Annotated in this window: 21 protein-coding genes; 11 read left to right on the plus strand and 10 right to left on the minus strand. The window is 63.5% G+C overall.

The genetic code is table 11. The features are described from left to right. Positions 1 to 149 precede the first annotated feature (149 nt). The 3 genes from AC1RR3_RS30620 to AC1RR3_RS30630 form a co-directional block, all read right to left on the minus strand. The gene (locus AC1RR3_RS30620) at positions 150 to 1,766 is read right to left on the minus strand and encodes a phosphoenolpyruvate carboxykinase (RefSeq protein ID WP_492827674.1); all 1,617 of its coding nucleotides are present in this window, start codon (positions 1,764 to 1,766) and stop codon (positions 150 to 152) included. Between the two features lie 285 nt (positions 1,767 to 2,051). Beyond that, positions 2,052 to 4,646 (minus strand): CHAT domain-containing tetratricopeptide repeat protein, encoded by a 2,595-nt coding sequence (locus AC1RR3_RS30625; RefSeq protein WP_492827676.1) that lies wholly within the window; start codon positions 4,644 to 4,646, stop codon positions 2,052 to 2,054. Between the two features lie 64 nt (positions 4,647 to 4,710). Further along, a complete protein-coding gene (locus tag AC1RR3_RS30630) occupies positions 4,711 to 5,460 on the minus strand; it encodes a HugZ family pyridoxamine 5'-phosphate oxidase (protein WP_492827678.1) in 750 nt (249 codons plus the stop codon). A 241-nt stretch (positions 5,461 to 5,701) separates the two neighbouring features. Here AC1RR3_RS30630 and AC1RR3_RS30635 point away from each other — a divergent pair, with 241 nt between their 5' ends. The 5 genes from AC1RR3_RS30635 to AC1RR3_RS30655 all read left to right on the plus strand — a co-directional run bounded on the left by AC1RR3_RS30635 (position 5,702) and on the right by AC1RR3_RS30655 (position 9,760). Then, on the plus strand, positions 5,702 to 6,403 hold the full coding sequence (locus AC1RR3_RS30635; RefSeq protein ID WP_008542552.1) for a response regulator transcription factor: 702 nt from the start codon (positions 5,702 to 5,704) through the stop codon (positions 6,401 to 6,403). Between the two features lie 180 nt (positions 6,404 to 6,583). Further along, on the plus strand, positions 6,584 to 8,374 hold the full coding sequence (locus AC1RR3_RS30640) for a stimulus-sensing domain-containing protein (protein ID WP_492827681.1): 1,791 nt from the start codon (positions 6,584 to 6,586) through the stop codon (positions 8,372 to 8,374). An 11-nt stretch (positions 8,375 to 8,385) separates the two neighbouring features. Next, complete coding sequence (locus AC1RR3_RS30645) at positions 8,386 to 8,910, plus strand: HPr kinase/phosphorylase (RefSeq protein WP_492827683.1); 525 nt, start codon at positions 8,386 to 8,388, stop codon at positions 8,908 to 8,910. Between the two features lie 134 nt (positions 8,911 to 9,044). Continuing rightward, positions 9,045 to 9,446, plus strand: a complete 402-nt coding sequence (locus tag AC1RR3_RS30650) for a PTS sugar transporter subunit IIA (protein ID WP_007597752.1) — start codon at positions 9,045 to 9,047, stop codon at positions 9,444 to 9,446. Then, positions 9,443 to 9,760 carry an HPr family phosphocarrier protein gene (locus AC1RR3_RS30655; protein ID WP_492827685.1) on the plus strand — a complete coding sequence of 106 codons (318 nt, stop codon included), beginning with the start codon at positions 9,443 to 9,445 and terminating at the stop codon, positions 9,758 to 9,760. Before AC1RR3_RS30650 ends, AC1RR3_RS30655 begins: the two co-directional genes overlap by 4 nt. A 6-nt stretch (positions 9,761 to 9,766) precedes the next feature. On the opposite strand, the gene AC1RR3_RS30660 is transcribed toward AC1RR3_RS30655, so the two are convergent. After that, complete coding sequence (locus AC1RR3_RS30660) at positions 9,767 to 11,392, minus strand: glycosyltransferase family 39 protein (protein ID WP_492827853.1); 1,626 nt, start codon at positions 11,390 to 11,392, stop codon at positions 9,767 to 9,769. Between the two features lie 126 nt (positions 11,393 to 11,518). Here AC1RR3_RS30660 and lepA point away from each other — a divergent pair, with 126 nt between their 5' ends. The 3 genes from lepA (at position 11,519) to AC1RR3_RS30675 (ending at position 15,291) form a co-directional block, all read left to right on the plus strand. Continuing rightward, positions 11,519 to 13,330, plus strand: a complete 1,812-nt coding sequence (gene lepA, locus AC1RR3_RS30665) for a translation elongation factor 4 (protein WP_492827687.1) — start codon at positions 11,519 to 11,521, stop codon at positions 13,328 to 13,330. 276 nt (positions 13,331 to 13,606) lie between these two features. Further along, the gene (locus AC1RR3_RS30670) at positions 13,607 to 13,999 is read left to right on the plus strand and encodes a hypothetical protein (protein WP_492827689.1); all 393 of its coding nucleotides are present in this window, start codon (positions 13,607 to 13,609) and stop codon (positions 13,997 to 13,999) included. Next, positions 13,996 to 15,291, plus strand: a complete 1,296-nt coding sequence (locus AC1RR3_RS30675) for a hypothetical protein (RefSeq protein ID WP_492827691.1) — start codon at positions 13,996 to 13,998, stop codon at positions 15,289 to 15,291. Before AC1RR3_RS30670 ends, AC1RR3_RS30675 begins: the two co-directional genes overlap by 4 nt. A 349-nt stretch (positions 15,292 to 15,640) precedes the next feature. On the opposite strand, the gene AC1RR3_RS30680 is transcribed toward AC1RR3_RS30675, so the two are convergent. The 5 genes from AC1RR3_RS30680 to AC1RR3_RS30700 all read right to left on the minus strand — a co-directional run bounded on the left by AC1RR3_RS30680 (position 15,641) and on the right by AC1RR3_RS30700 (position 18,790). Beyond that, on the minus strand, positions 15,641 to 16,171 hold the full coding sequence (locus AC1RR3_RS30680; protein ID WP_492827693.1) for a hypothetical protein: 531 nt from the start codon (positions 16,169 to 16,171) through the stop codon (positions 15,641 to 15,643). 70 nt (positions 16,172 to 16,241) lie between these two features. Then, a complete protein-coding gene (locus AC1RR3_RS30685) occupies positions 16,242 to 17,204 on the minus strand; it encodes a tetratricopeptide repeat protein (protein ID WP_492827695.1) in 963 nt (320 codons plus the stop codon). 162 nt (positions 17,205 to 17,366) lie between these two features. After that, a complete protein-coding gene (locus AC1RR3_RS30690; RefSeq protein WP_492827696.1) occupies positions 17,367 to 17,576 on the minus strand; it encodes a hypothetical protein in 210 nt (69 codons plus the stop codon). A gap of 153 nt (positions 17,577 to 17,729) precedes the next feature. After that, positions 17,730 to 17,939: a hypothetical protein gene (locus AC1RR3_RS30695; RefSeq protein WP_492827698.1), complete on the minus strand. Its 210-nt coding sequence runs from the start codon at positions 17,937 to 17,939 to the stop codon at positions 17,730 to 17,732. A gap of 161 nt (positions 17,940 to 18,100) precedes the next feature. Next, positions 18,101 to 18,790, minus strand: a complete 690-nt coding sequence (locus AC1RR3_RS30700) for an aspartate/glutamate racemase family protein (RefSeq protein WP_492827700.1) — start codon at positions 18,788 to 18,790, stop codon at positions 18,101 to 18,103. Positions 18,791 to 18,993: 203 nt separating this feature from the next. On the opposite strand from AC1RR3_RS30700, the gene AC1RR3_RS30705 reads away from it, so the two are divergent. Beyond that, on the plus strand, positions 18,994 to 19,263 hold the full coding sequence (locus AC1RR3_RS30705; protein WP_492827702.1) for a hypothetical protein: 270 nt from the start codon (positions 18,994 to 18,996) through the stop codon (positions 19,261 to 19,263). A 35-nt stretch (positions 19,264 to 19,298) separates the two neighbouring features. Here AC1RR3_RS30705 and AC1RR3_RS30710 read toward each other — a convergent pair whose 3' ends face one another. Further along, positions 19,299 to 19,451, minus strand: a complete 153-nt coding sequence (locus AC1RR3_RS30710; protein WP_492827704.1) for a hypothetical protein — start codon at positions 19,449 to 19,451, stop codon at positions 19,299 to 19,301. A gap of 205 nt (positions 19,452 to 19,656) precedes the next feature. Between AC1RR3_RS30710 and AC1RR3_RS30715 the strand changes: the two genes are divergently transcribed. Next, positions 19,657 to 20,106 (plus strand): GNAT family N-acetyltransferase, encoded by a 450-nt coding sequence (locus AC1RR3_RS30715; RefSeq protein WP_492827706.1) that lies wholly within the window; start codon positions 19,657 to 19,659, stop codon positions 20,104 to 20,106. 104 nt (positions 20,107 to 20,210) lie between these two features. Further along, the gene (locus tag AC1RR3_RS30720) at positions 20,211 to 21,362 is read left to right on the plus strand and encodes an acyl-CoA dehydrogenase family protein (RefSeq protein ID WP_492827708.1); all 1,152 of its coding nucleotides are present in this window, start codon (positions 20,211 to 20,213) and stop codon (positions 21,360 to 21,362) included. Positions 21,363 to 21,513 lie beyond the last annotated feature (151 nt).

Raw genomic sequence — 21,513 nt, forward strand, 5'->3', positions numbered from 1 at the left:
GTTCTCTCCGCGAGCGCTCCTCTCGCAGTTGAACGCGCGGAGAGAACCCCTCATCCGGCGCTTCGCGCCACCTTCTCCCACAAGGGGAGAAGGAAGAAACAAAAAGGGCGGCCTCACGGCCGCCCTTTCGTATTTCAACCGCTGCGAAATTACTCCGCCGCGAGCTTCACATCAGGCGCAGCCGCGCGCACCTCGGCGTCGACCTGGGCTTCGAACTTGGCAAAGTTCTTCTGGAACATGCCGACCAGCGCACGCGCGGTCTTGTCGAACTCGTCTTTGTCCTTCCAGGTGTTGACCGGGTTGAGGATCTCGGCCGGCACGCCCGGCAGCGCGGTCGGGACCGCGAAGCCAAAGTACTTGTCGGTGCGGAATTCGACGTTGCGAAGCGAGCCGTCGAGGGCGGCGGTGAGCAGCGCGCGCGTCACCTTGATCGGCATGCGCGAGCCGACACCGTACTTGCCGCCGGTCCACCCGGTGTTGACCAGCCAGCAATCGACATTGTGCTGGGCAATCAGGTCGCGCAGCATGTTGCCGTAGACGGATGGATCGAGCGGCAGGAAGGGCGAGCCGAAGCAGGTCGAGAATTCCGGCTGCGGCTCGTTGCCAAGACCGCGCTCGGTGCCGGCGACCTTGGCGGTGTAGCCGGACAGGAAGTGATACATCGCCTGCGCCGGCGACAGCTTTGCGATCGGCGGCAGCACACCGAAGGCGTCGGCGGCGAGCATCACCACGTTCTTCGGCTGCGGCGCGCGGCCGGTGCGCGAGGCGTTCGGGATGAAGTCCAGCGGATACGCAGAGCGCGTGTTCTCGGTCTTGGAGCCGTCGTCGAAATCGACGACGCGGGTGTCCTCGTCGAGCACGCAGTTCTCGAGCACCGCGCCGAAGCGGGTCGAGGCCGCGTAGATCTCGGGCTCGGCTTCCTGCGACAGCTTGATGCACTTGGCATAGCAGCCGCCTTCGAAATTGAAGACGCCGTTCGGGCCCCAGCCATGCTCGTCGTCGCCGATCAGGGTGCGGTTCGGATCGGCCGACAGCGTGGTCTTGCCGGTGCCTGAGAGCCCGAAGAAGATCGCCGTATCGCCCTTGGCGCCGACATTGGCCGAGCAGTGCATCGGCATCACGCCGCGCTCGGGCAGATAATAGTTCAGCGTGGTGAAGACCGACTTCTTCATCTCGCCGGCATAGTAGGAGCCGCCGATCAGCACGATCTTGCGGGCGAAGTCGATCGCGACGACGTTCTCCGACTTGCAGCCATGGCGCTTCGGATCGGCGCGGAAGCTCGGCATGTCGATGATGGTGAGCTCGGGCGCGAAGGTCGACAGCTCGATCGCCTCGGGGCGGATCAGAAGCGTGCGGATGAACAGCGAATGCCAGGCGAGCTCGGTGAAGACGCGGGTCTTGATCCGGTAGGCCGGATCGGCGCCGCCATAGAGGTCCTGCGCGAACAGGCTCTTGCCTTCGGCGTGCTTGAGGAAGTCCTGATAGAGCGTCTCGAACTGCTCGGCGGTGATCGACTGGTTGCCGGCCCACCACATCTTCTTGTCGGTGGTGGCGTCACGCACCGTGAACTTGTCCTTGGGGCTGCGGCCGGTGAACTCACCGGTGTCGGCGCAGAGCGCACCGTCGGCGGACAGCACCGCCTCGCCCGCGGCGAGCGAGTATTGATAGAGTTGCGGCGCACCCAGGTTCCAGTGAACCTGCTTGAGATTCTTTAAGCCGAATTTGTCGGCACCGAAGGCACCGTTGCGCACGCCCGTCTCTTTCACGAAAAATCCTCCTAGAACCCGCGATACATAGCGCGACCTGACCTTGGCGCCATCGCGGTCACCGTGAATTACAGGCCGTCCGGCCTCGGTTGGACGACCTAATATCGGTGAACGCTGACGTTGCCAAGCCGATCCCGCAGGATTTGGTTTATTCAAGGACCGCGCCAAACGTCGCGCATGTCAGCTCTGAGCAGGTGCACCAAAAAATCACAAATGATCGCGCAACCAAATGCGCGTTTCGACGTTATCGGGGGTTGTTGCGACGCACAAACCTGCTGATGCGGTCTATCGTACCTCACCCTCGCCGATCAGTGCGAACGGCCCCCACATCGCAGGATAGGCGTTACGCGGCGACGAGGTATCGTCAACGTAGGTTAACATGGCGCGGCGCAATGCTTCGGCGCGGCCGATTTTTGGTTCGTTCTTGAGCAGAGCGAAAGTCGACGTGGTCAAGCGGGTAGCGGCTTCCGAATCCACTGCCCAATGCGAAACCAGCAGCGCACGGGCCCCGGCATAGAAGAACGAGCGCGCCAGGCCCGACAGCGCCTCCGCACCAGGCTTGTCACCGGCGATGGTGTTGCAGGCCGAGAGCACAACCCAATCCGCATTGAGCTTGAGCTGGGCGACTTCGCTTGCGGTCAACAAGCCGTCGTCGAGTTCGGAGGGCTGATCGGGAATCGAGAGCGCGAGCGAGGGCTCGCCCAGTCCCTTGACGTCGCCCGCGACGAGGCCGTGGGTGGCAAAGTAGATGATGCTGTATTGAGCAAGCGCTGCATGCTTGAGCGTCGTTTCGCTGGCATCGCGGCCGAGATGGATATCGATCTCGCCTGCGCCAACATCCCTGGCCACCGCGTTCAGTTCGTCCGCGGTGTCAGGCAGTTGCGGCAGCGCTTTCGCAAGCTGCGCGCGATCGACGCCGGCGCCGCGCCAGAAGTCGGTATACGCAGATGTCGCGATGCTGCGTGCTGCGACCTTGCCGCCTGCTGCGCGACGATCGGCGGGCCCTTCGGCTGCCGGGTTGAACACGGGATCGCCAAAGCCGGTCATTGGCTTGACGCCTTGATCCCTGCGCGCAAAGGCCCGCAGCGATTTCAGGCTGATCACCGACGGCAGCACCGAGACCGCCTGACGCCGCAACAGCCAGGCGGCGTTGCGATAACCTTCGAGCTTGTCCGGAATTGCGGCCTGCGGCGTCTCCGTGACGAGCAGATGAAACGGCAATGCAGTCAGCGCCGCCGACGGCACCACGAGCAGGCTGCGTTTGTCTTTCGTCAGCGTCTCGACCGGGCCGAGCAGCGCGACATAGAGCTCATTGGCGATCGCGAGATCGAACAGGCCCGATTTGCCGGAGGCATCGCGCGCCTTGCCGACGTCGAGCCCTTTGCGGAACGCGGTCACTTTCTGCGTCAGCGCATTCGCGCCGAGCGGGACTTCCTTCCAGTCGGTGCCGTCGCGCGTGATCGCGATGACATAGCTCTGCTTGTCGACGACCGAATAGACCGTCATCGCCTCATCGGCCGACAGCAGCGGCTGGATGTCCTTCACCGCCAGCGGCAGCGGATTGGAGAGTGAGGCATAGTCGGGAAATTCGACGGCGAGCGTCTTTTGCAGGCCGGCGCGCTCGTTTCCGATCGCCGCGATCCGCGCGCGGCTGCGCTGCTCGGCCGCGACGTCGCGTTGCGCGGCCTGCTTGGAGACCGCCGTGATGATCGCCTTGTCGAGCGCGTCAGTCTCGGCTGCGAGATCCTGGTCCTTGCGCACCAGCTCGGCGAGCCTGTCGCTGCCGGCGGCAAGCCGCACCGCGAGCTTGTTCACGGCAGACGCAGCGGAAGATTGCGTGCCGCGCTGGATCGCGGCCAGCGCCTCGTCAATCGCCTTGTCATCCGGCAGGAGATGCTGCTGCCGCGCGGAAAACAGGATCGGCAGCACCACGCGCAGCTGCGCGCGATCGGTGCGAAGCGTCCGTTCCACCAGCGGCAGCGCGTCGGCGGTGCGCCCGGAAACATAGAGGAAATAGGCCAGATTACTGGTCGAGGTCACGACGTCAGGATGATCCGGCCCGAGCGCACGCTCGCGGATCGCCAGGGCCCGGCGATAGAGCGGCTCGGCATCGGCATAGCGCTGCTGGTGCTCGTAGAGCCCGGCAAGATTGTTCAGCGAACGCGCGACATCGGGATGATCCGGCCCCAGCACCTTTTCGCGGATCGCGAGCGAGCGCTTGATCGGCGCCTCGGCATCCGCGTCGCGGTTGAGGTCGCGATCGACCTGCCCAATGTTGTTCAGGACCGTGGCGACCGCGGGATGCTCGGGACCTGCGGCCTTCTGATAGATCGCGAGAGCCCGCTGGAACAGCGGCTCGGCCTCGGCAAAATGCTCCTGCTTCACGTAGAGCGTGGCGAGATTGTTGAGGGCCTGGCCGACGTCGGGATGCTCGCGCGACAGCGCCTTTTCGCGAATGGCCAGCGCGCGCTTGAACAGCGGCTCGGCCTCGGTAAAGCGGCCTTGCCGCTGATACAGTGCGGCGAGATTGCTCAGCTCGGGTGCGATCAAGGCGGTGTCGAGCCCGAGCGACTTTTCCATCAGCGCGATGGCGCGCGTGTAGATCGGCTCGGCGAGATCGTCGCGGCCCTGGCCGGCATAGACCTGGCCGAGATTGTTGAGCGCGGCGGAGAGCTCGCGGCCGTCATTGCCCTTCTCCAGGCTCGCCACCATGGCCTGCGCCAACGGCAGCGCTTCGGCATATTTGCCGGCCTGGTTGAGCGCATTGATCCGCGCGCCCTGCCCGGCGAGATCACCCTTCTGGGCAAGACCGGGCGTGGCAAGCGACGTGGTGATCGCGAGCGCCAGACCCGCGGCCAATGCCAAACGACGATGCGTCATGAACCCTCGCGCTGCCAATCCCGAACCGGTCACGGTGTTGGGTCGCAGCGATTGGCAGCGGCGTTCAATCCTGGTGCGGCGGGTCCGTCTTCGCGCGCGCTTCGCCCACGAGGCGGACCAGCATCTTGCGCAGCGCCGTGCCGTTGGTCACCCGCTCCGGAAACTCCAGCCGCAGCGCGGTCTGGCCGTCCTGCATGTCGAGGCCTTCCGGATCGCAGCCGGTGCAGCGCCAGTCGCCTGCGGCCGCGCCGAGCAGCCTGGTTGCGTAGAGCCCCATGGCGTCGCGGTGGTCGGCGTTCATGTGCTCCACGGCCCCCTCCTCCGCGGCCAGCAGATCGTCCGCCCCGGACAGGTCCGTGAGAAACTGCTCCGGCTTGAGATCGACGATGCGGCCGAAGCCGGCGACCAGATGGGTTGCCGAGGGGCGGATCCGGAAGAACGAAAAGTCCTTAAATGAAACAAAGGCTTCCGCTGACGGATGGGCACTCAGATACCGCCGCTGGAGCTGATCCTTCTCGTCACCTGCCTGTTCCGCCCGGCCGGACAGCATGATCCGGGCGCCTTCCAGGGGATCGCCGGCGGCGCGCTCGTCCAGCATCAGCGAGACCCTGCCGTCTGCGAGGATGTTTTTGGTGTGCACGGCCAATCCCGAAATCAGCAGGATCGGTGAGCCGTCGGGGTGGCTCGCCAGATTGACCAGGGAACAATAGGGATCGCCGGAGCCCGGCATCAACGTTGCGAGAGCGCCCTGCCGTGACCGCCTGAGCAGCGACTTGGCGAGCTTTCCGGGGTCGAAATCGGGGGTCGGTTGCATGGGCTTTCTCGGCTCAGGTGGTTGCAAGGTGGGCCTTTTTTCGGGTAAACGGGGGCCCGGTTATGGGTCGACATGCGGCGAATCTGCCGTGTTTCGTGGAACTTGGTCACACTTCAGCCCAGCTTGCATTGCTCGGTGACAAGGTTCGAACGCCAAATTCGGCACCCATGTATGCGGCGCATCACTGGATTGCTCGCCGTTTTAAGCCACGACCCAAACGGAAAGCAGAAAGCAGAGGCTCATGCCCACAATCGCTTTGGTCGACGACGACCGCAACATTCTCACATCCGTCTCGATCGCGCTGGAGGCCGAAGGCTACCGCATCATGACCTACACGGACGGCGCCTCCGCGCTTGACGGATTCCGCACCACCCAACCCGATCTCGCCATCCTCGACATCAAGATGCCGCGCATGGACGGCATGGAGACGCTGCGCAGGCTCCGCCAGAAATCCGACCTGCCGGTGATCTTCCTGACCTCCAAGGACGAAGAGATCGACGAGCTGTTCGGCCTCAAGATGGGCGCCGACGATTTCATACGCAAACCGTTCTCGCAGCGCCTGCTGGTCGAACGCGTCAAGGCCGTGCTGCGCCGTTCGGCGCCGAAAGACCCGACCGTCGCGCCGAAGGAGAACGACGCCAAGGCGCTCGACCGCGGCCTTCTGCGCATGGATCCGGAACGCCATACCTGCACCTGGAAGAACGAACCGGTGACGCTGACCGTCACCGAATTCCTGATCCTCCAGGCGCTGGCGACCCGGCCCGGCGTGGTGAAGAGCCGCAACGCGCTGATGGACGCCGCCTATGACGACCAGGTCTATGTCGACGACCGCACCATCGACAGCCACATCAAGCGGCTGCGCAAGAAGTTCAAGGTGGTCGACAACGAGTTCGAGATGATCGAGACGCTCTACGGCGTCGGCTACCGCTTCAAGGAAGCCTGAGACAACAGACGCCTTCACAAAAGCAGAGTGCTGCGCCGGTTCTGATTCCATCGGGACCGGGATTGCTCTTCAGGTTATTGTTTGAGCATGACCTTTTCGGAAAACCGCTGCACACTTTTCCGGATCATGCTCTAGGATGCGGGGGCCGTCGCACGAGCTGTCCTAACGCGGGCGTAAGCATTGCTTGACCGAACGCAGCCTGATTCGAATTCGAACGCCGAGGACCATGCCTCCCACGGCGCATCGGATCGTGAGGACAAGCCTGCTGCGCAGGGCTGGCGGCCGCTGAATTGGCTGAAGCGCGCCGGGCAGTTCTTCTTCGCGCTGTCCTTCTCGAGCCTGACCCGCCGCATCGTCTCGCTCAATCTCGCCGGCCTCGTCGCGCTGGTTGCGAGCATCCTGTATTTGTCGCAGTTCCGCGCCGGCCTGATCGACGCGCGCGCGCAAAGCCTGCTGGTGCAGGCCGAGATCATCGCCGGCGCGATCGCGGCGTCGGCGACCGTGCAGACCAACGCCATCACTATCGACCCTGACCGCCTGCTCGACCTCAAGACCGGCGACAGCTATGGCGGGACCGACGATTCGCTCGATTTCCCGATCAATCCGGAGCGCGTGGCACCGGTGCTGCGCACGCTGATCTCGCCGACCAAGACCCGCGCGCGGATCTTCGATCCCAACGGCACGTTGCTGCTCGACAGCCGTGACCTCGACAACGTCCTGAGCTTCCCGCTGCCGCCGCCGTCGCTACAACCCGGCTTCGCCGAGCGCGGCATGGTGGCGGTACGCACCTGGCTGAACCGCGGCGACCTGCCGCTCTATCGCGAGCTCGGGCGCGAGAACGGCAATGGCTATGCGGAAGTTGGCGATGCGCTCCAGGGACAGAAGCGCTCGATGGTGCGGGTCAATTCACGCGGCGAGGTGATCGTCTCGGTCGCGGTCCCCGTGCTGCGCTCGCGCGCCATCCACGGCGCGCTGATGCTGTCGACGCAAGGCGACGAAATCGACCAGATGGTCACGGCTGAGCGCCTCGCCATTCTGAAAGTCGGCGGTGTTGCCGCCGCGGTCATGATCATGCTGTCGCTGCTGCTTGCCAGCACGATTGCGGGTCCCGTGCGCCGACTCGCCGACAGCGCCGAGCGGGTCCGCCGCCGCATCAAGACCCGTGTCGAGATCCCCGACTTCACCCGCCGCCGCGACGAGATCGGGCATCTGTCCGGCGCGTTGCGCGACATGACCAACGCGCTCTACAGCCGCATCGAGGCGATCGAGATGTTCGCCGCCGACGTCGCCCACGAGCTGAAGAACCCGCTGACCTCGCTGCGCTCCGCGGTCGAGACCTTGCCACTGGCGCGCAACGAGAACAGCCGCGCGCGCCTGCTCGAGGTCATCGAGCACGACGTCAAGCGGCTCGACCGCCTGATCTCCGACATCTCCGACGCCAGCCGGCTCGATGCCGAGCTGCAGCGGCAGGACGCCATTCCGGTCGATCTGCGCCGCCTGCTCGGCACGCTGGTCTCGGTCGCGAACGAAACCAAGCTCGGCCACGACGTCGCGGTCGAGGCGCGCTTCGAGGGACGCGGGGCGAACGACAATTTCGCCGTGACCGGCCACGATTCACGGCTGGGGCAGGTGGTCTCCAACCTGCTCTCCAACGCGCAATCCTTCTCGGAAGCCGGCAGCAAGGTGCGCCTCGTCTGCCGCCGCGTGCGCGGAGAAATCGAGATCGTGGTTGACGACGACGGCCCCGGCATTCGCGACGACGCGCTGGATCGCATCTTCGAGCGCTTCTACACCGACCGTCCGCATCAGGGCTTTGGCCAGAACTCGGGGCTGGGGCTTTCGATCTCCAAGCAGATCGTCGATGCCCATGGCGGACGCATCTGGGCGGAGAACCGTGTCGGCCCGCCTGATGACGAGGGCGTCCCGACGGTATCAGGCGCGCGCTTCGTGGTGAGGCTGCCGGCGCTATGAGCGAGGGCGGCTTGAACGAGGGCGGCGCAAGCGTCCACGCCTCCGCGGTCAAGGTCGGGACTCTGGCCGTGCTGATCCGCGGGCCCTCGGGGTCCGGCAAGTCGCGCCTTGCCTTCGATTTGATCATGGCGGGGCGCGCAGGCGTGGTCGAAAGGGCCGTTCTGGTCGGCGATGACCGTGTCCATCTGGCGACACTCGGCGATGAAATTGAGGTCCGCCCCGCGCCCGTGCTGGCCGGCCTGATCGAAATCCGGGGCCTCGGAATCCGCCGCTGCGACTTCGTGGAGCATGCGACCGTCGGTCTCGTGGTCGACCTGGACGCGGCGGACGCGGAACGGCTGCCGCCGGCCGAATCCCTGAAAACCAGCATTTTAGGTGTCGAAATACCGCGAATCCCGGTCGGAGGCGATTATTCGCCCCTCCCACTGGTTGTTGCGGCCTTGACCACTACCAAGAGTTCATCTTCCGTTAACCCTTCAGGCGATTGTTTGAAGGGAAATGGTAACCATATGAGCCGCACTATCGCGACCGAATAGACCGGCGCAGCTCCCCTTATCCATCCGTCTAAGGTCAGGGAGATACGCAACATCCCCTCTTGCGCGGGGGCTCTGGATGGTCAAAGTGGCGCGTTCGTGCGGTGCACCAAAAGCGCCCGCGAGGAGTTTTTCCGATGATTGGTCTAGTACTTGTGACCCACGGGCGCCTTGCCGACGAGTTCAAGGCAGCGCTTGAGCATGTCATGGGCCCACAAAAGCAAATCGAAGCGATCACGATCGGCGCCGAAGATGATTCCGATCTCTGTCGAAGCGACATCATCGAGGCGGTTAACCGCGTCGATTCCGGCGATGGGGTTGCGATCCTCACCGACATGTTCGGCGGCACGCCGTCGAACCTCGCAATATCCTGCATGAGCCGGCCGAAGGTCGAAGTGCTCGCAGGCATCAACCTGCCCATGCTGGTGAAGCTCGCCAAGGTTCGTGAAGAGCGTCCACTGCCCGACGCGATCGCGATGGCGCAGGAAGCCGGCCGCAAATACGTCACCATTGCCAGCCGCGTGCTCGCCGGCAAATGAGCGACGACGCGCCGCAAGCCGGGTCTGGCGTGCCCGCGGGCGCGATCTCCAAAGAGCTCCTGATCATCAACAAGCGCGGCCTGCACGCACGCGCCTCGGCAAAATTCGTCCAGGCGGTCGAGCGCTTCAACGCGCAAGTGTGGGTGACGCGCGGCGGCGAGACCGTCGGCGGCACTTCGATCATGGGGCTGATGATGCTGGCCGCTGGGCCGGGCACGACGATCACCGTCGCGGCCGCTGGTGCTGAAGCGGATGCCGCGCTCGCGGCGATCACGGAGCTCGTTGAGAGCAAGTTCAACGAGGAAGGGGTTTAGGTCCCGCTACTTCGCCGGCGGCGCGATGTAGATGTTCCAGCTCATCGACGGGCCGGCCTTGCCGTGGGTGAAGCGGCGCGTCGTCATCACGATGCGCTCGGCATTCGGCGCGGTCTCCGACACCCATTTCTCGAACGCAGGCAGGCGGCCGTCGGTCGGATCGAACACGCCGATGAAGCCGTATGTCCTGGCGTCCTCGCGCGAGGTCAGGCCGGAATCCCAGGCCTCGATCGGCATCAGCGCGGCCGGATGATCCGGGCTGTAGAACACCATCGGCTGAATGGATTCCATGGTGCCGGCGACGACCGCCCAGCGCGAGGCAAAGCGCGCGTGCCAGGCTTGCGTCAATTCGCGCGCCAGCTCCGAGCGCGCACCATAGGTCGCCGTGTTGCCGGCATTGGCGGCCATCTCGCGCGCGGCGATCCAGGGCGAGGCGGCAAGCGTCGCCACGCTGAGCACAAGCCAGATCGCGGCGATGTTGAACAGCACCGCGCTCTGCACCCGGAGCGCGGGGATCGCGACCAGCGCCAAGGGCACGAGGAAGAACAGCGAGATGCCCCAATCGGTCTTCATGTAGATGCTGAAGACCAGCGCGCCGAGCGGCGGGCCGACCGCGACGATGGTCTGGACGATCCAGACGTTCAGCGCCTGCGAGAAATTCACGCCGGAATTGGCGCCGCGCGCCCAGGCGCGCGTGACGATGCGCAAGGGCGCGCGCAGCAGCAGCTCAAACCACGGCGGCACCAGCGCCATGGCGAGCGCGGCGAGCGCCACGGGCAACGCCAGCAGCGCGAGATTATGCAGGGCATAGCCGGCCACGAGCTGATGCACGAGGCCGGAATCCTCGAGGCTGTAGGTGTCGCCGGCATAGGTCAGCGGCACGAAATGCACGCCCGCAAGCCAGACGATGTGCGGAATCATCGCCACCACCATCGTCGCGATCGCCACCCACGGCGCCGGTGACAGCAGAAATCTGACGCGCTCGGGATGGATCAGCGCGGCAAGGCCGATGGCGCCGATCATGGTCAGCACCCAATATTTGGTCATCAGCGCCAGCGCGCCGGCGAGCCCGAACCAGATGCCGGATTGCCAGCTCCGCTTCTCGAAGGCGTTGAGATAAGCGAGCACCAGCAGCGGCAAAGTGACGAGCTGGAGCAGGTCGGGGTTGTACTTGAAGCCCTTGAAATTGAAGATCGGGTAGAGCGCGATCATCACCACGACCAGGAACGCACGCCGTGCGTCCACGACGCGCAAGGCCAGCAGCCAGCAGATCACCATGCCGACGCCGACGGTCGCCATCGCCAGCGCATAGGTCGCCCAGTCTGTCGCCGGGAACATCTTGAACCAGATGCCGGCGACCCAGCCTGACAGCGGCGGGTGCTTGCCGTAGCCCCACAGGAATTTCTGGCCCCAGCCATAGGCTTCTGCGACGTCCATGTGAACGTCCTGCGCTGCCTTGAGATTGATCAGGATGAAGGTCCAGATCACCGCATGCAGGATGGCGAGCTGGATCACCAGCCACAGGCGCGCTTCGGGCCGGATCGCGCAGGCAACCAGCCAGGCCCGGAAGCGGCCAAAGCTCACCCGTGATTTTACGCGCGGTCGGGCGGAGGGGATCGAGGTGGTGGACACGGGCCTGGACATGGGCCGTTGCGTAGCGCGTTTTGGCCCCGCTTGGAATCAGCTTGGCGTGAAGAAAGCCCCTGAAAATACAGCATTATGGTTGCCGCACGGGGATGTGAGTGGTATCCCGCGCCCATGACGACCGTCCCCATTTCCAACATCCGCAATTTCTCCATCGTCGCCCATATCGACCATGGCAAATCGACGCTGGCCGACCGGCTGATCCAGATGACCGGCGGCCTCTCCGACCGCGAAATGGCGGGCAAGGAGCAGGTGCTCGATTCCATGGATATCGAGCGCGAGCGCGGTATCACCATCAAGGCGCAGACGGTCCGGCTCGCCTACCACGCCAAGGATGGCAAGGATTACATCTTCAACCTGATGGACACGCCCGGCCATGTCGACTTCGCCTACGAGGTCTCGCGGTCGCTGGCGGCCTGCGAAGGTTCCCTGCTGGTGGTCGACGCCAGCCAGGGCGTCGAGGCGCAGACGCTCGCCAACGTCTACCAGGCGCTCGACAACAATCACGAGATCGTCCCGGTCCTGAACAAGGTCGATCTTCCCGCCGCCGAGCCCGAGAAGGTCAAGCAGCAGATCGAGGACGTCATCGGCATCGACGCCTCCGACGCGGTGATGATCTCGGCCAAGACCGGCCTTGGCATTCCCGATGTGCTCGAAGCGATCGTCACCCGCCTGCCGCCACCGAAGGGCGATCGCGACGCGACCCTGAAGGCGCTGCTGGTCGACAGCTGGTACGACGTCTATCTCGGCGTCGTCGTGCTGATCCGCGTCGTCGACGGCGTCATGAAGAAGGGCAGCCGCGTCCGCATGATGGGCACGGGTGCGGCCTACGACATCGAGCGCGTCGGCTTCTTCACGCCGAAGATGACTCAGGTCGACGAGCTCGGCCCCGGCGAGATCGGCTTCATCACCGCCGCGATCAAGGAAGTCGCCGACACCCGCGTCGGCGACACCATCACCGACGACAGGAAGCCTGTCACCGAGATGCTGCCGGGCTTCAAGCCGGCGATCCCCGTGGTGTTCTGCGGCCTGTTCCCGGTCGATGCCGACGACTTCGAGACGCTCCGCGCCGCGATGGGCAAGCTGCGCCTCAACGACGCCAGCTTCTCCTTCGAGATGGAGACCTCCGCCGCCCTCGGCTTCGGCTTCCGCTGCGGCTTCCTCGGCCTGCTGCATCTGGAGATCATCCAGGAGCGGCTGTCGCGCGAGTTCGATCTCAATTTGATCGCGACCGCGCCGAGCGTCATCTACAAGATGAAGCTCAACGACGGCTCCGAGATCGAGATCCACAATCCCATCGACATGCCCGACGTGGTCAAGATCGCGGAGATCCAGGAGCCCTGGATCGAGGCGACGATCCTCACCCCCGACGAATATCTCGGCAGCGTGCTGAAGCTGTGCCAGGACCGCCGCGGCTCGCAGAAGGAGCTGACCTATGTCGGCTCCCGCGCGATGGTGAAATACGATCTGCCGCTCAACGAGGTCGTGTTCGATTTCTACGATCGCCTCAAGTCGGTCTCCAAGGGCTACGCCTCGTTCGACTATCATCTGACCGACTACAAGCCGGCCGATCTCGTCAAGATGCAGATCCTGGTCAACAACGAACCGGTCGATGCGCTCTCGATGCTGGTGCATCGCACCCGCGCCGAAGGCCGCGGCCGCGCCATGGTCGAGAAGATGAAGGATTTGATCCCGCCGCACATGTTCCAGATCCCGATCCAGGCGGCGATCGGCGGCAAGGTGATCGCGCGCGAGACGGTGCGCGCGCTGCGCAAGGACGTCACCGCAAAATGCTACGGCGGCGACATCACGCGCAAGCGCAAGCTTCTGGAGAAGCAGAAGGAAGGCAAGAAGAAGATGCGGCAGTTCGGCAAGGTCGACATCCCGCAGGAAGCTTTCATAGCCGCGCTGAAGGTGGATAGCTGAGGCCATTCCGACCTGACGGAATGGGGTTCGGCCGGGGCATCTGGATGCCGGCAAACAAAAAATGCGAAAACAACCCCATGCACAGTAGCCGCCCCCTTGGCGGCATTGCATTTTTTTGATTTTCAGAAATTGGGTTGACCCGTCGGGCAAAACAGGGGCATGATGGCAGGATCGCAGTGGTTGCCTTGCCCCATATGGACAGATTGCTCGCCGACACCCGCCTAAATTGACGGGTTAGCTTGTAGCTCGCTAAGTTGGCCCAAAGGAGAGGGGTCGATGAAGCGGCCAAAGTCACGAGAAATCAAATTCCCGCAAAAGCAGCGGATGCTGCGAAAAGACGTGCCAAAGCAGGAGTTGGATGCTGCGGCGCAAGCCGCCATCTATGCTCCCAGCAACTACCACTGCAAGATCAATGGGAAACTCGCTAGGCGGGTCAAGCCGGCTACCCCCTGTCCGCGTGATTTTACTCTTCAGGAAGCCGGAGATGCTATGCGGGAGGCCACCAAGGCCGGGAGGGTCTCCAAGCAATGGATCGATGGCTTTCCTCGGCATGTGTGGCATAAAGAAGGGGACGTTTGGTACGAGGCCTGTACAAGCGCTGGAACGGCCGGCACCTACCATGCTTATCCCATTGATGTTAATGGCCTTCCAGCAGGACTTAAGGGATGACCGAGTTCTCAATTTCGGCTGAATGGATACCCCAAGAGGGCCGAAACGAAGCGGACGCGACCCTGAGCAGTCTCCTGATCGAAGTCGCGGATCGGGCTGTGACGGAGTTTGTCGACCGCAAGGGTCTTGCATCTAAAGCGATCCAAATCCCCGCTTATTATCTCGCAGAATGGATCGCCGAGAACTGGTGGGCTTTGCTCTGGGAGCCAAGGAAGAACGAAGAGGAAGGAGATGATATTGCCTTTCTTGCTCGCCATTCTTTTCTCACAGCGCAGCACGGATTCGCTCTCCCGAAAGTGAGTATCGTACCTCTCGGCAAATCGGTCGAGATCACAGCATCCTCGCGCACCGTAGATCTTGCGAATGTCCGCTTCCTGAATCGAGCACAGGTATTCTGCGCGCGCGAACACTTGGAAGAAGAGCTGAAGGAGTTCGTTCAGGCCGTCGTGGCGCGGTTGAACGAAAGTCGGGTAAGCGGCACTTGGCTGCAAGATACATGGGCTTTGATCTCTGAGACAGACGCAGATGAAGCGCCGTTTTGCAGGTTTGCTGGAGCGCTTGGCCTTTCGCCCTATGAGATCGAGGAGAGCGTCGCTGCGATCATTGAACGCCTACAACCGGTGCTAGGCGATCGGTCTTTAATGGACTTATGTCTTGCTTCTTCGGCTGAACAGTTTCCGGCTGTCGCCCGCGTCGCCGAGCAGGCACTTGAAATTGTTCGCGATGCACCGCCGTCCACTTTGTCGCCGATCGAATCGCTTGCTCCGCCCAAGGAGATACTCTCCTTGCCAGCACATCGACGCGGAACTCAGGCAGCACACATACTGAGAAAGAGGCTCGGAATTAGCGACACCGACGTGCGAGGTGCCACCCGTATTTTCGACATGTTGAAGATCGATACGGCACGACAGAGTTCATCTTCAAGCACGGCCTCGGACGAAGCCGCTGTTACGGGTGCTGTAGTGCGTGACAACGACGTGATGCGCGTCGGCTTACTGCAGCAAAAGGAGACGAAACGGCGCTTCTCAGGTGCTCGCGCAATCTTCTCCGCTTGGACTGCAGAAGATCTAACTGAAAGGCGCCTGATAACCTCAGCTGTCACGCGCGATCAACAAGCTAATAGAGCTTTTGCGGCCGAGTTAACGGCTCCGAAGGCTCTGCTTCAATCGCGCGCCAAAAGCGGCAGCCTCTCACAGTCTGCAGTCTTCGATCTCGCCGCTGAGCTGCAGATCAGTGCAGACGTCGTGGCCAAGCAAGCCCACAATAACAACATTAGGGTTGCACGGATTTAAGTGTCCCTTGGCGGAGATCCACCGCCTAGCTAAGCTCTGTGGATCGCTCTTGGGATGGGTTGAGCCCTTGCGAAACCCATCCCCCTGACGGGCAGCCGTAGTATGGGCAATTTTTGTTAGTTCGACCCGATTGTTGAAATGAGGTTGATGGGCTTCGCTTCGCTTTACCCATCCTATGAGCTGACGCTAGCGGACGGCAAAGCAGCAATCGGATGATTTTACCAAGCACGTCGCTCTTGGTGGTCCTTTAGGTCTTTGTCTGAGCATGATCTCTTCAGAAAACCGGTTCGCACTGTTCCGGATTATGCTCTAGCTCTTCTCCGGAGCGCACCTTCTCGCCGTCTTCCCCTCAGCAAATCTTCTGAAAGCGCGTCCGCCAGTGCGGTGCCCTAACCGGCGGCAACACGTGGCTTTTGCCTTCGGCCGCGATCGTCAGGGGCTGCCGGGAGTCCAGCAGGTCCAGGACGCGGTTTTCCAGCGCGCGCCATTTGTCTTCGGCGAGCTCGGGATGGCCGAGATCCGGCTGGTTGAACATCGAGGTATCAGGCGGGAAGGAGTCGGGAGCGGCGTAGGTGAAGCCGGCGAAATCCATCTGCGTCTTGCCGCTGGCGATCGTGATCGCGGCCGCGGTGTGGTCCTGTTTCGGCGCTTCCCCCGGATAGACCGCATCCAGCTCGAAATGCGTCCCGCAGCCGATGCGAAAGACGGTCTTGCCGCTGGTGTCGTAAAAGCCGAACCATGGCCGATCCTGGCGGTCGACCTCGAATCTCCAGGCGCCCTTCCAGATCTCTTTCGCGGGAGCGCCGGCCACCGGCGCCGCTGACAATGCGAGCCACGACAGGGCGACAGCGAGTCCGAGCAGCCTCGCAGGCGGCCTCATGGCAAGCCCCCGAAATGATCCGCGACAACCCTGACAGCAGCATGCGTGTCGGACGGCCTGGCCGGCATCTTCAGGTCGCCCGCGTTTTCCCGCGAATGGCCGCCGCCCGCTTGAGGACCTGCTGGGCATCGGCCAAGCGACCTTCATCCTTGTAGAGGTCGGCGAGGTTCTCCAGGACATCGGCCAGATCCGGATGGTTCGGACCGAGCGTCTTCTCCATGGTGGCCACCGATCGCTTGAACAGCCGCTCGGCCTCGGCGTTCCGCCCCTGACGCGCGTAGAGCGCGGCCAGATTGTTCAGCGCCTGCGCGACGTCGGGATGGTCGGGCCCGAACGCCTTCTCGGTCACCGCCATCGACCGCTTGAGCAGCCGCTCCGCATCGGCATAGCGATGCCGATGGATGTAGGCATCGGCAAGGTTGCTCATCAGCACCGTGGCTTCGGGATCGTCGGGGCCGTGCGCTCTTTCGAGGACGGCCAGCCCCCGCTTGAACAGCGGCTCGGCCTGCTCGTACCAGCCCAGATTGCTGTAGACGGCGCCGAGATTGCACAACGCCAGCACGATCGAGGGATCATCGGGACCGAGCGTTTTCTCGCTGACGGCGATCGACCGCTTGAGCAGCGGCTCCGCTTCCGCGTAGCGCTCTTCCGCGCGGTAGAGATCGCCCAGATTGTTCAGCACCATTGCGACTTCCGGATGGTCCGGACCGAGCGTCTTCTCCCGGATGGCCAGTGCGCGCTTGTACAGCGGCTCGGCAACGGCGAACTGGCCCAGATTGTAGTGGATCGTGCCGAGATCATTCAGCGGCATCGCGACATCAGCGGCATCCGGGCCGAACTCCTTCTCGCGAAGGGCCAGCGACTTCTGGGCCAATGGCAACGCTTCCGTGTATTTCCCGGCGCGGTAAAGTTCTTTCATTTGCAGCGCGAGGGTGCCCGCTTCATCCTGTTCCGCACGGGATGGCGTGCCGAGCGACAGGCTCAGCGCGAGCGCAGCGACCGCAACACGGATCGATGCTTTCAGGGCCTTCATCGCGCGTTCCTTCGTGAGGGGTATTCAGGACCTACGCGCCTTTGGTGCTCCTGGAGGCCGGACAGGTTCAATGCGGGCGGCTCAACGGCGCAGCAACTTGGCCATGACCGCCCTGGCGTCGGTGGGAATGGGATCCCACGATTTCGTTGATCCGGAGGATGCCTACATCGACCGCAAGATCTCCGGCATCTGCCGGGGATGCTGATCATCTTCTTTCGCAGACATCTTGGCGCCCATTTCCTCGCCGATAGTGACCAAAACCTGGGAAAGACGCATCATGTCGAGACTGGCAATCGCTTTTGCGCTGGCACTCGTGAGCACCGCAGTCAACGCGCAGGTTACCAAGTCTGAACAATCGAACACGCCGCCCATTGCCGGCACGAATCGGACAACGCCGTTCCTGTTTGATGGCCGAATGCGGGGTGATGGCGCCCGCCAGAGAGCGCTCGCCGACGATCATCACCCGAACGCTGGTACCATCGTTATGCCACCGACGACAAACGGACCCGGACGATAAGTCCGCAGCTACAGCTTCCCGAATTCGTCCGGCGCTTTGATCACCAGTGGCACGAACTCATCGCTGCCGCCGTGTCCGGCGTCATCGAGAATATGCAACGCGCGGGTCGTCCATCGCTTGTGCAATTGCCAGGCCGTGGACGACGGTCCAGAGACGTCGAAGCGGCCGTGGATCAGGGCCCCGGGAATGCCGTCGAGCTTCGACGCGTCGCGGATCAACTGATCCTCCTCGAGCAATCCAGCGTGGCGCCAATAGTGCGTGACCAGCCCGGCAAATCGCAACTGAACTCGGCGTCGTCGTATCGTGGATTTGGAGGATGAAGTTTGATGGGTTTCGCTTCGCTCTACCCATCCTATAAGCTGACGCAAACTCCTCACCATCACCCGATCGCAAAATCCGCCGCTGTCTCTGCGTGAATCTCGGTCGTGTCGAATGTCTCGACCGAGGTATCGCCCGCACCGACCAGCATCGTGATCTCGGTGCAGCCGAGGATGATGCACTCCGCGCCGGCGGCGACGAGCGCGGCCATCACGTCCTGATAGCGGCGACGCGAGGGCGCCGTGACGTTTCCGAGGCACAGCTCGTCGTAGATGATACGGTTCACATCGGCTCGCGCGTCTGCGGGAGGAACCAGGACGTCGAGGTCATGCGCGCGGAGACGATCGATGTAGAAATCCTCCTCCATCGTGAATTTGGTGCCGAGCAGCCCGACCCGCCGGTAGCCTTTGGAGCGAATGCGCTCTGCCGTTGCGTCGCCGATGTGAATGAAGGGAATGGTGACGTTCGCCATGATCTCGGGCGCCAGCTTGTGCATGGTGTTGGTGCACAGCACGATCGCACGCGCGCCGGCGCTTTCGAGACGCCGCGCGACCTCCGCTAGGCTCGCCGCCGCCTCGTCCCAGCGGCCGGCATATTGCATCTCCTTGATCGCCTGAAAGTCGTAGGAGTACATCAGCAGCGGGGCCGAATGCAGCTGGCCCATGCGATCGCGGACGCGCTCGTTGATGAGCTTGTAATAGAGCGCGGTGCTCTCCCAGCTCATGCCTCCAATCAGGCCGATCGTCAGCATTCCATCGTCTCCGCAAATGGCTCAGCGGGATCGTAAACGAAGACGCCGGGGCTCGCCATCACGATGCGGAGCGAATGGCTGGAGGAGCCTCGCCGCTCGGATTGAACCCGCCACAAACCCGGCGACACCAAACCAGGTCGCGCCAATGCAATAACCGCCGTATCCCGCCCTTGAACGCGCGATACGGACGAACGGGTCTGCGGATGCAGTTTTTCCTTTGCGAGATCGTCGCTCGAATCGTCGCGATCTATCTATGCGTCGATTGCGGCCGCATGCTGCGGGATGGCTATTCCAAGCGGGAAATCAGGGCGTTCAGTCCCGATCTCGTGATCTGGCTGCTGGACTGGTCGCGGCAGGTTTTCCAGAGGGACACCGCACCGGTGCAGTACTGGATGGAAATGGGCCATCAGGCCGTGTGCCTGGCGGGGTGCCTTGTCGTTGCGATCTTCGGATGGTGGCTGCCGAACGGATGAGCGTCCGCCGTTTGCCTCGACAAGAATTTTGAAATCTAAAGCGCCGGCAAACCGGGTGGCGGCTTGCGCATGTTCGACGCCTGCTCGTAGGCGTAGGCCAGGCGCAGCAGCTTGTGCTCGCTCCAGGCGGGCCCAGCGAAGGTGACGCCCAGCGGATCGTCCGGCGTCTCCTTCTCGCCGGCACCCAAGATGAAGCCGCCAGGCACAATGACGCCAGGATATCCCGCCTAGGCAGCCATCGCAGCGCCCGTAGCGCCGGCGAACAGCACGGCGTCGAGCTTGTGCCGGTTCATGTAGGCGCCGATGCCTTCTCCGCGTTGACCTCGTTGCTGCCTCTTGGACGGTGTCCTGCGAACATGCTACATGCGGTAGCATTAAACAGTGGAACGGTCCATGGACTGCACGATCCGGCCCGCGCTCGAAAATGACGCCGATGACATCAGCGCAGTCATCCTGCGCGCGCTGCGCGAGACCAATGCGAAGGACTACACGGACGAGATCATCAAGAGGGTCGAGCGCAGCTTCAGCCCGGACGCCGTGCGAGAGCTGATCCGGAAGCGCACCGTTTTCGTTGCCACGCTCGGCAGCCGCGTCGTTGGGACGGCGAGCCTTGACGGAAGCGTGGTCCGTACGGTCTTCGTGGCTCCCGATGTTCAGGGAAAAGGAATCGGCAAGCTGCTGATGGCCGAGATCGAGCGGACGGCGCGCGAGCGGAGCAAGGCTGCGTTGACGGTGCCGTCGTCGGTCACGGCGGAGACTTTCTACGCAAGGCTCGGATTCAATGCCGTGCGCGACAGCTATCATGGCGACGAACGCACGATCATCATGGAGCGGTTGCTGTAGTCCGTGGCCCGGAATGATGGTGGCTTCCACCTTGATCCCGCCCATCAAATAGACCACCATCGCGCCTCTCACCGCTCACACCAAGAATGGGCGAGGAAACGCGCATGAACGCAACTCCCGGAGTTGGCCTCGTCGAACGTGCCCGGGCCATCGCGCCGCTGATCGCGGGCGAGGCGGACGAGATCGAGCGCACGCGGCGGCTGACGCCGGCGGTCGTCTCGGCGCTGACCGGAAACGGGCTTTATCGTGCGCTGCTGCCGCAAAACCTCGGCGGCACCGAGGCTACGCCTGATAACTTCATGCAGATGCTGGAGGAGGTCGCGAAGGCGGACGCGTCCACCGCCTGGTGTCTCGGCCAATGCAGCGTCTGCGCGATGATCGCAGCCTGGCTCGACCACGACACCGCGCAGGAGATCTTCAACACGGCGCCGGGCATCCTCGCCTGGGGTGCGATCGCGCACGAGGCGCGGGCGGTCGAGGGCGGCTATCGCGTCACGGCGCGCTGGGATTTCGCCTCGGGCTCGCGGCAGGCGAGCTGGCTGGGCGCGCATGTCCGCATCCTCAATGCAGATGGCACGCCGCGCAAGAATGCCGAGGGATCGCCGGAGGTGCGCACCATCCTGTTTCCGGTCGCAAGCGCCGTGCTGCACGACGTGTGGCAGGCGATCGGGCTCGCCGGCACCGGCACGGATTCGTATGAGGTGAGCGACCTCTTCGTCCCCGAGCGCTTCACGGCGTTTCGTGACGTGCCGTCTGCATTGCGCGAGACGGGGCCGCTCTACCGGATCGGCACCGGCTCGACATTCAGCTTGGGGTTTGCCGCGGTGTCGCTCGGCGTGGCGCGCGCCACGCTGGATGCCGCAATCGCGCTGGCGCGCGGCAAGCATCAGTCGCTGGCCGCCAGCACCATGCGCGACAACCAGGCGGTCCAGGGCCTGATCGGCCGCACCGAGGGCGATCTTCGCGCCGCGCGTGCCTATCTCTATGCGACGGCAAATGCGATGTGGCGCGACCTCTGCGTAACAGGCGAATTCAGCGCCGCGCATCGCAGCGCGGTTCGCCTCGCCGCGACCTGGACCATCCATCAATCGGCGAAGGTGGTGGACGCCGCCTATCACATGGCCGGCGCGACGGCCGTATTCCGCAGCAATCCGTTCGAGCGGCGTTTTCGCGACATGCACGCCATCGCGCAGCAGATCCAGGCGCGGGATACGCATTACGAGGATGTGGGGAAGGCGATTTTGGCGGGAGGATGAGGGCGGCCACGACCACGCCGCGCTCCCTCCCCCGCCTGCAGGTCGCGACGAGCTTCGCTCGCGCTGAGAGGGTTGGGGAGAGGGTGTCTCCGCGGTGGGAGTCCCAGCGTGGAGAGAGTCCTCACCCGCGCCTTCGGCGCGACCTCTCCCG

It is taken from the genome of Bradyrhizobium sp. GW821-FHT13H05, assembly GCF_058804065.1.

Coding starts and splice junctions, on each gene's coding strand:
- AC1RR3_RS30720 (WP_492827708.1), top strand. CDS start 20,211: ATGAACGCAACTCCCGGAGTTGGCCTCGTCGAACGTGCCCGGGCCATC.
- AC1RR3_RS30685 (WP_492827695.1), bottom strand. CDS start 17,204: ATGAAGGCCCTGAAAGCATCGATCCGTGTTGCGGTCGCTGCGCTCGCG.
- AC1RR3_RS30700 (WP_492827700.1), bottom strand. CDS start 18,790: ATGCTGACGATCGGCCTGATTGGAGGCATGAGCTGGGAGAGCACCGCG.
- AC1RR3_RS30675 (WP_492827691.1), top strand. CDS start 13,996: ATGACCGAGTTCTCAATTTCGGCTGAATGGATACCCCAAGAGGGCCGA.
- AC1RR3_RS30690 (WP_492827696.1), bottom strand. CDS start 17,576: ATGGGCGGCGTGTTCGATTGTTCAGACTTGGTAACCTGCGCGTTGACT.
- AC1RR3_RS30680 (WP_492827693.1), bottom strand. CDS start 16,171: ATGAGGCCGCCTGCGAGGCTGCTCGGACTCGCTGTCGCCCTGTCGTGG.
- AC1RR3_RS30625 (WP_492827676.1), bottom strand. CDS start 4,646: ATGACGCATCGTCGTTTGGCATTGGCCGCGGGTCTGGCGCTCGCGATC.
- AC1RR3_RS30670 (WP_492827689.1), top strand. CDS start 13,607: ATGAAGCGGCCAAAGTCACGAGAAATCAAATTCCCGCAAAAGCAGCGG.
- AC1RR3_RS30655 (WP_492827685.1), top strand. CDS start 9,443: ATGAGCGACGACGCGCCGCAAGCCGGGTCTGGCGTGCCCGCGGGCGCG.
- AC1RR3_RS30630 (WP_492827678.1), bottom strand. CDS start 5,460: ATGCAACCGACCCCCGATTTCGACCCCGGAAAGCTCGCCAAGTCGCTG.
- lepA (WP_492827687.1), top strand. CDS start 11,519: ATGACGACCGTCCCCATTTCCAACATCCGCAATTTCTCCATCGTCGCC.
- AC1RR3_RS30715 (WP_492827706.1), top strand. CDS start 19,657: ATGGACTGCACGATCCGGCCCGCGCTCGAAAATGACGCCGATGACATC.
- AC1RR3_RS30705 (WP_492827702.1), top strand. CDS start 18,994: ATGCAGTTTTTCCTTTGCGAGATCGTCGCTCGAATCGTCGCGATCTAT.
- AC1RR3_RS30650 (WP_007597752.1), top strand. CDS start 9,045: ATGATTGGTCTAGTACTTGTGACCCACGGGCGCCTTGCCGACGAGTTC.
- AC1RR3_RS30635 (WP_008542552.1), top strand. CDS start 5,702: ATGCCCACAATCGCTTTGGTCGACGACGACCGCAACATTCTCACATCC.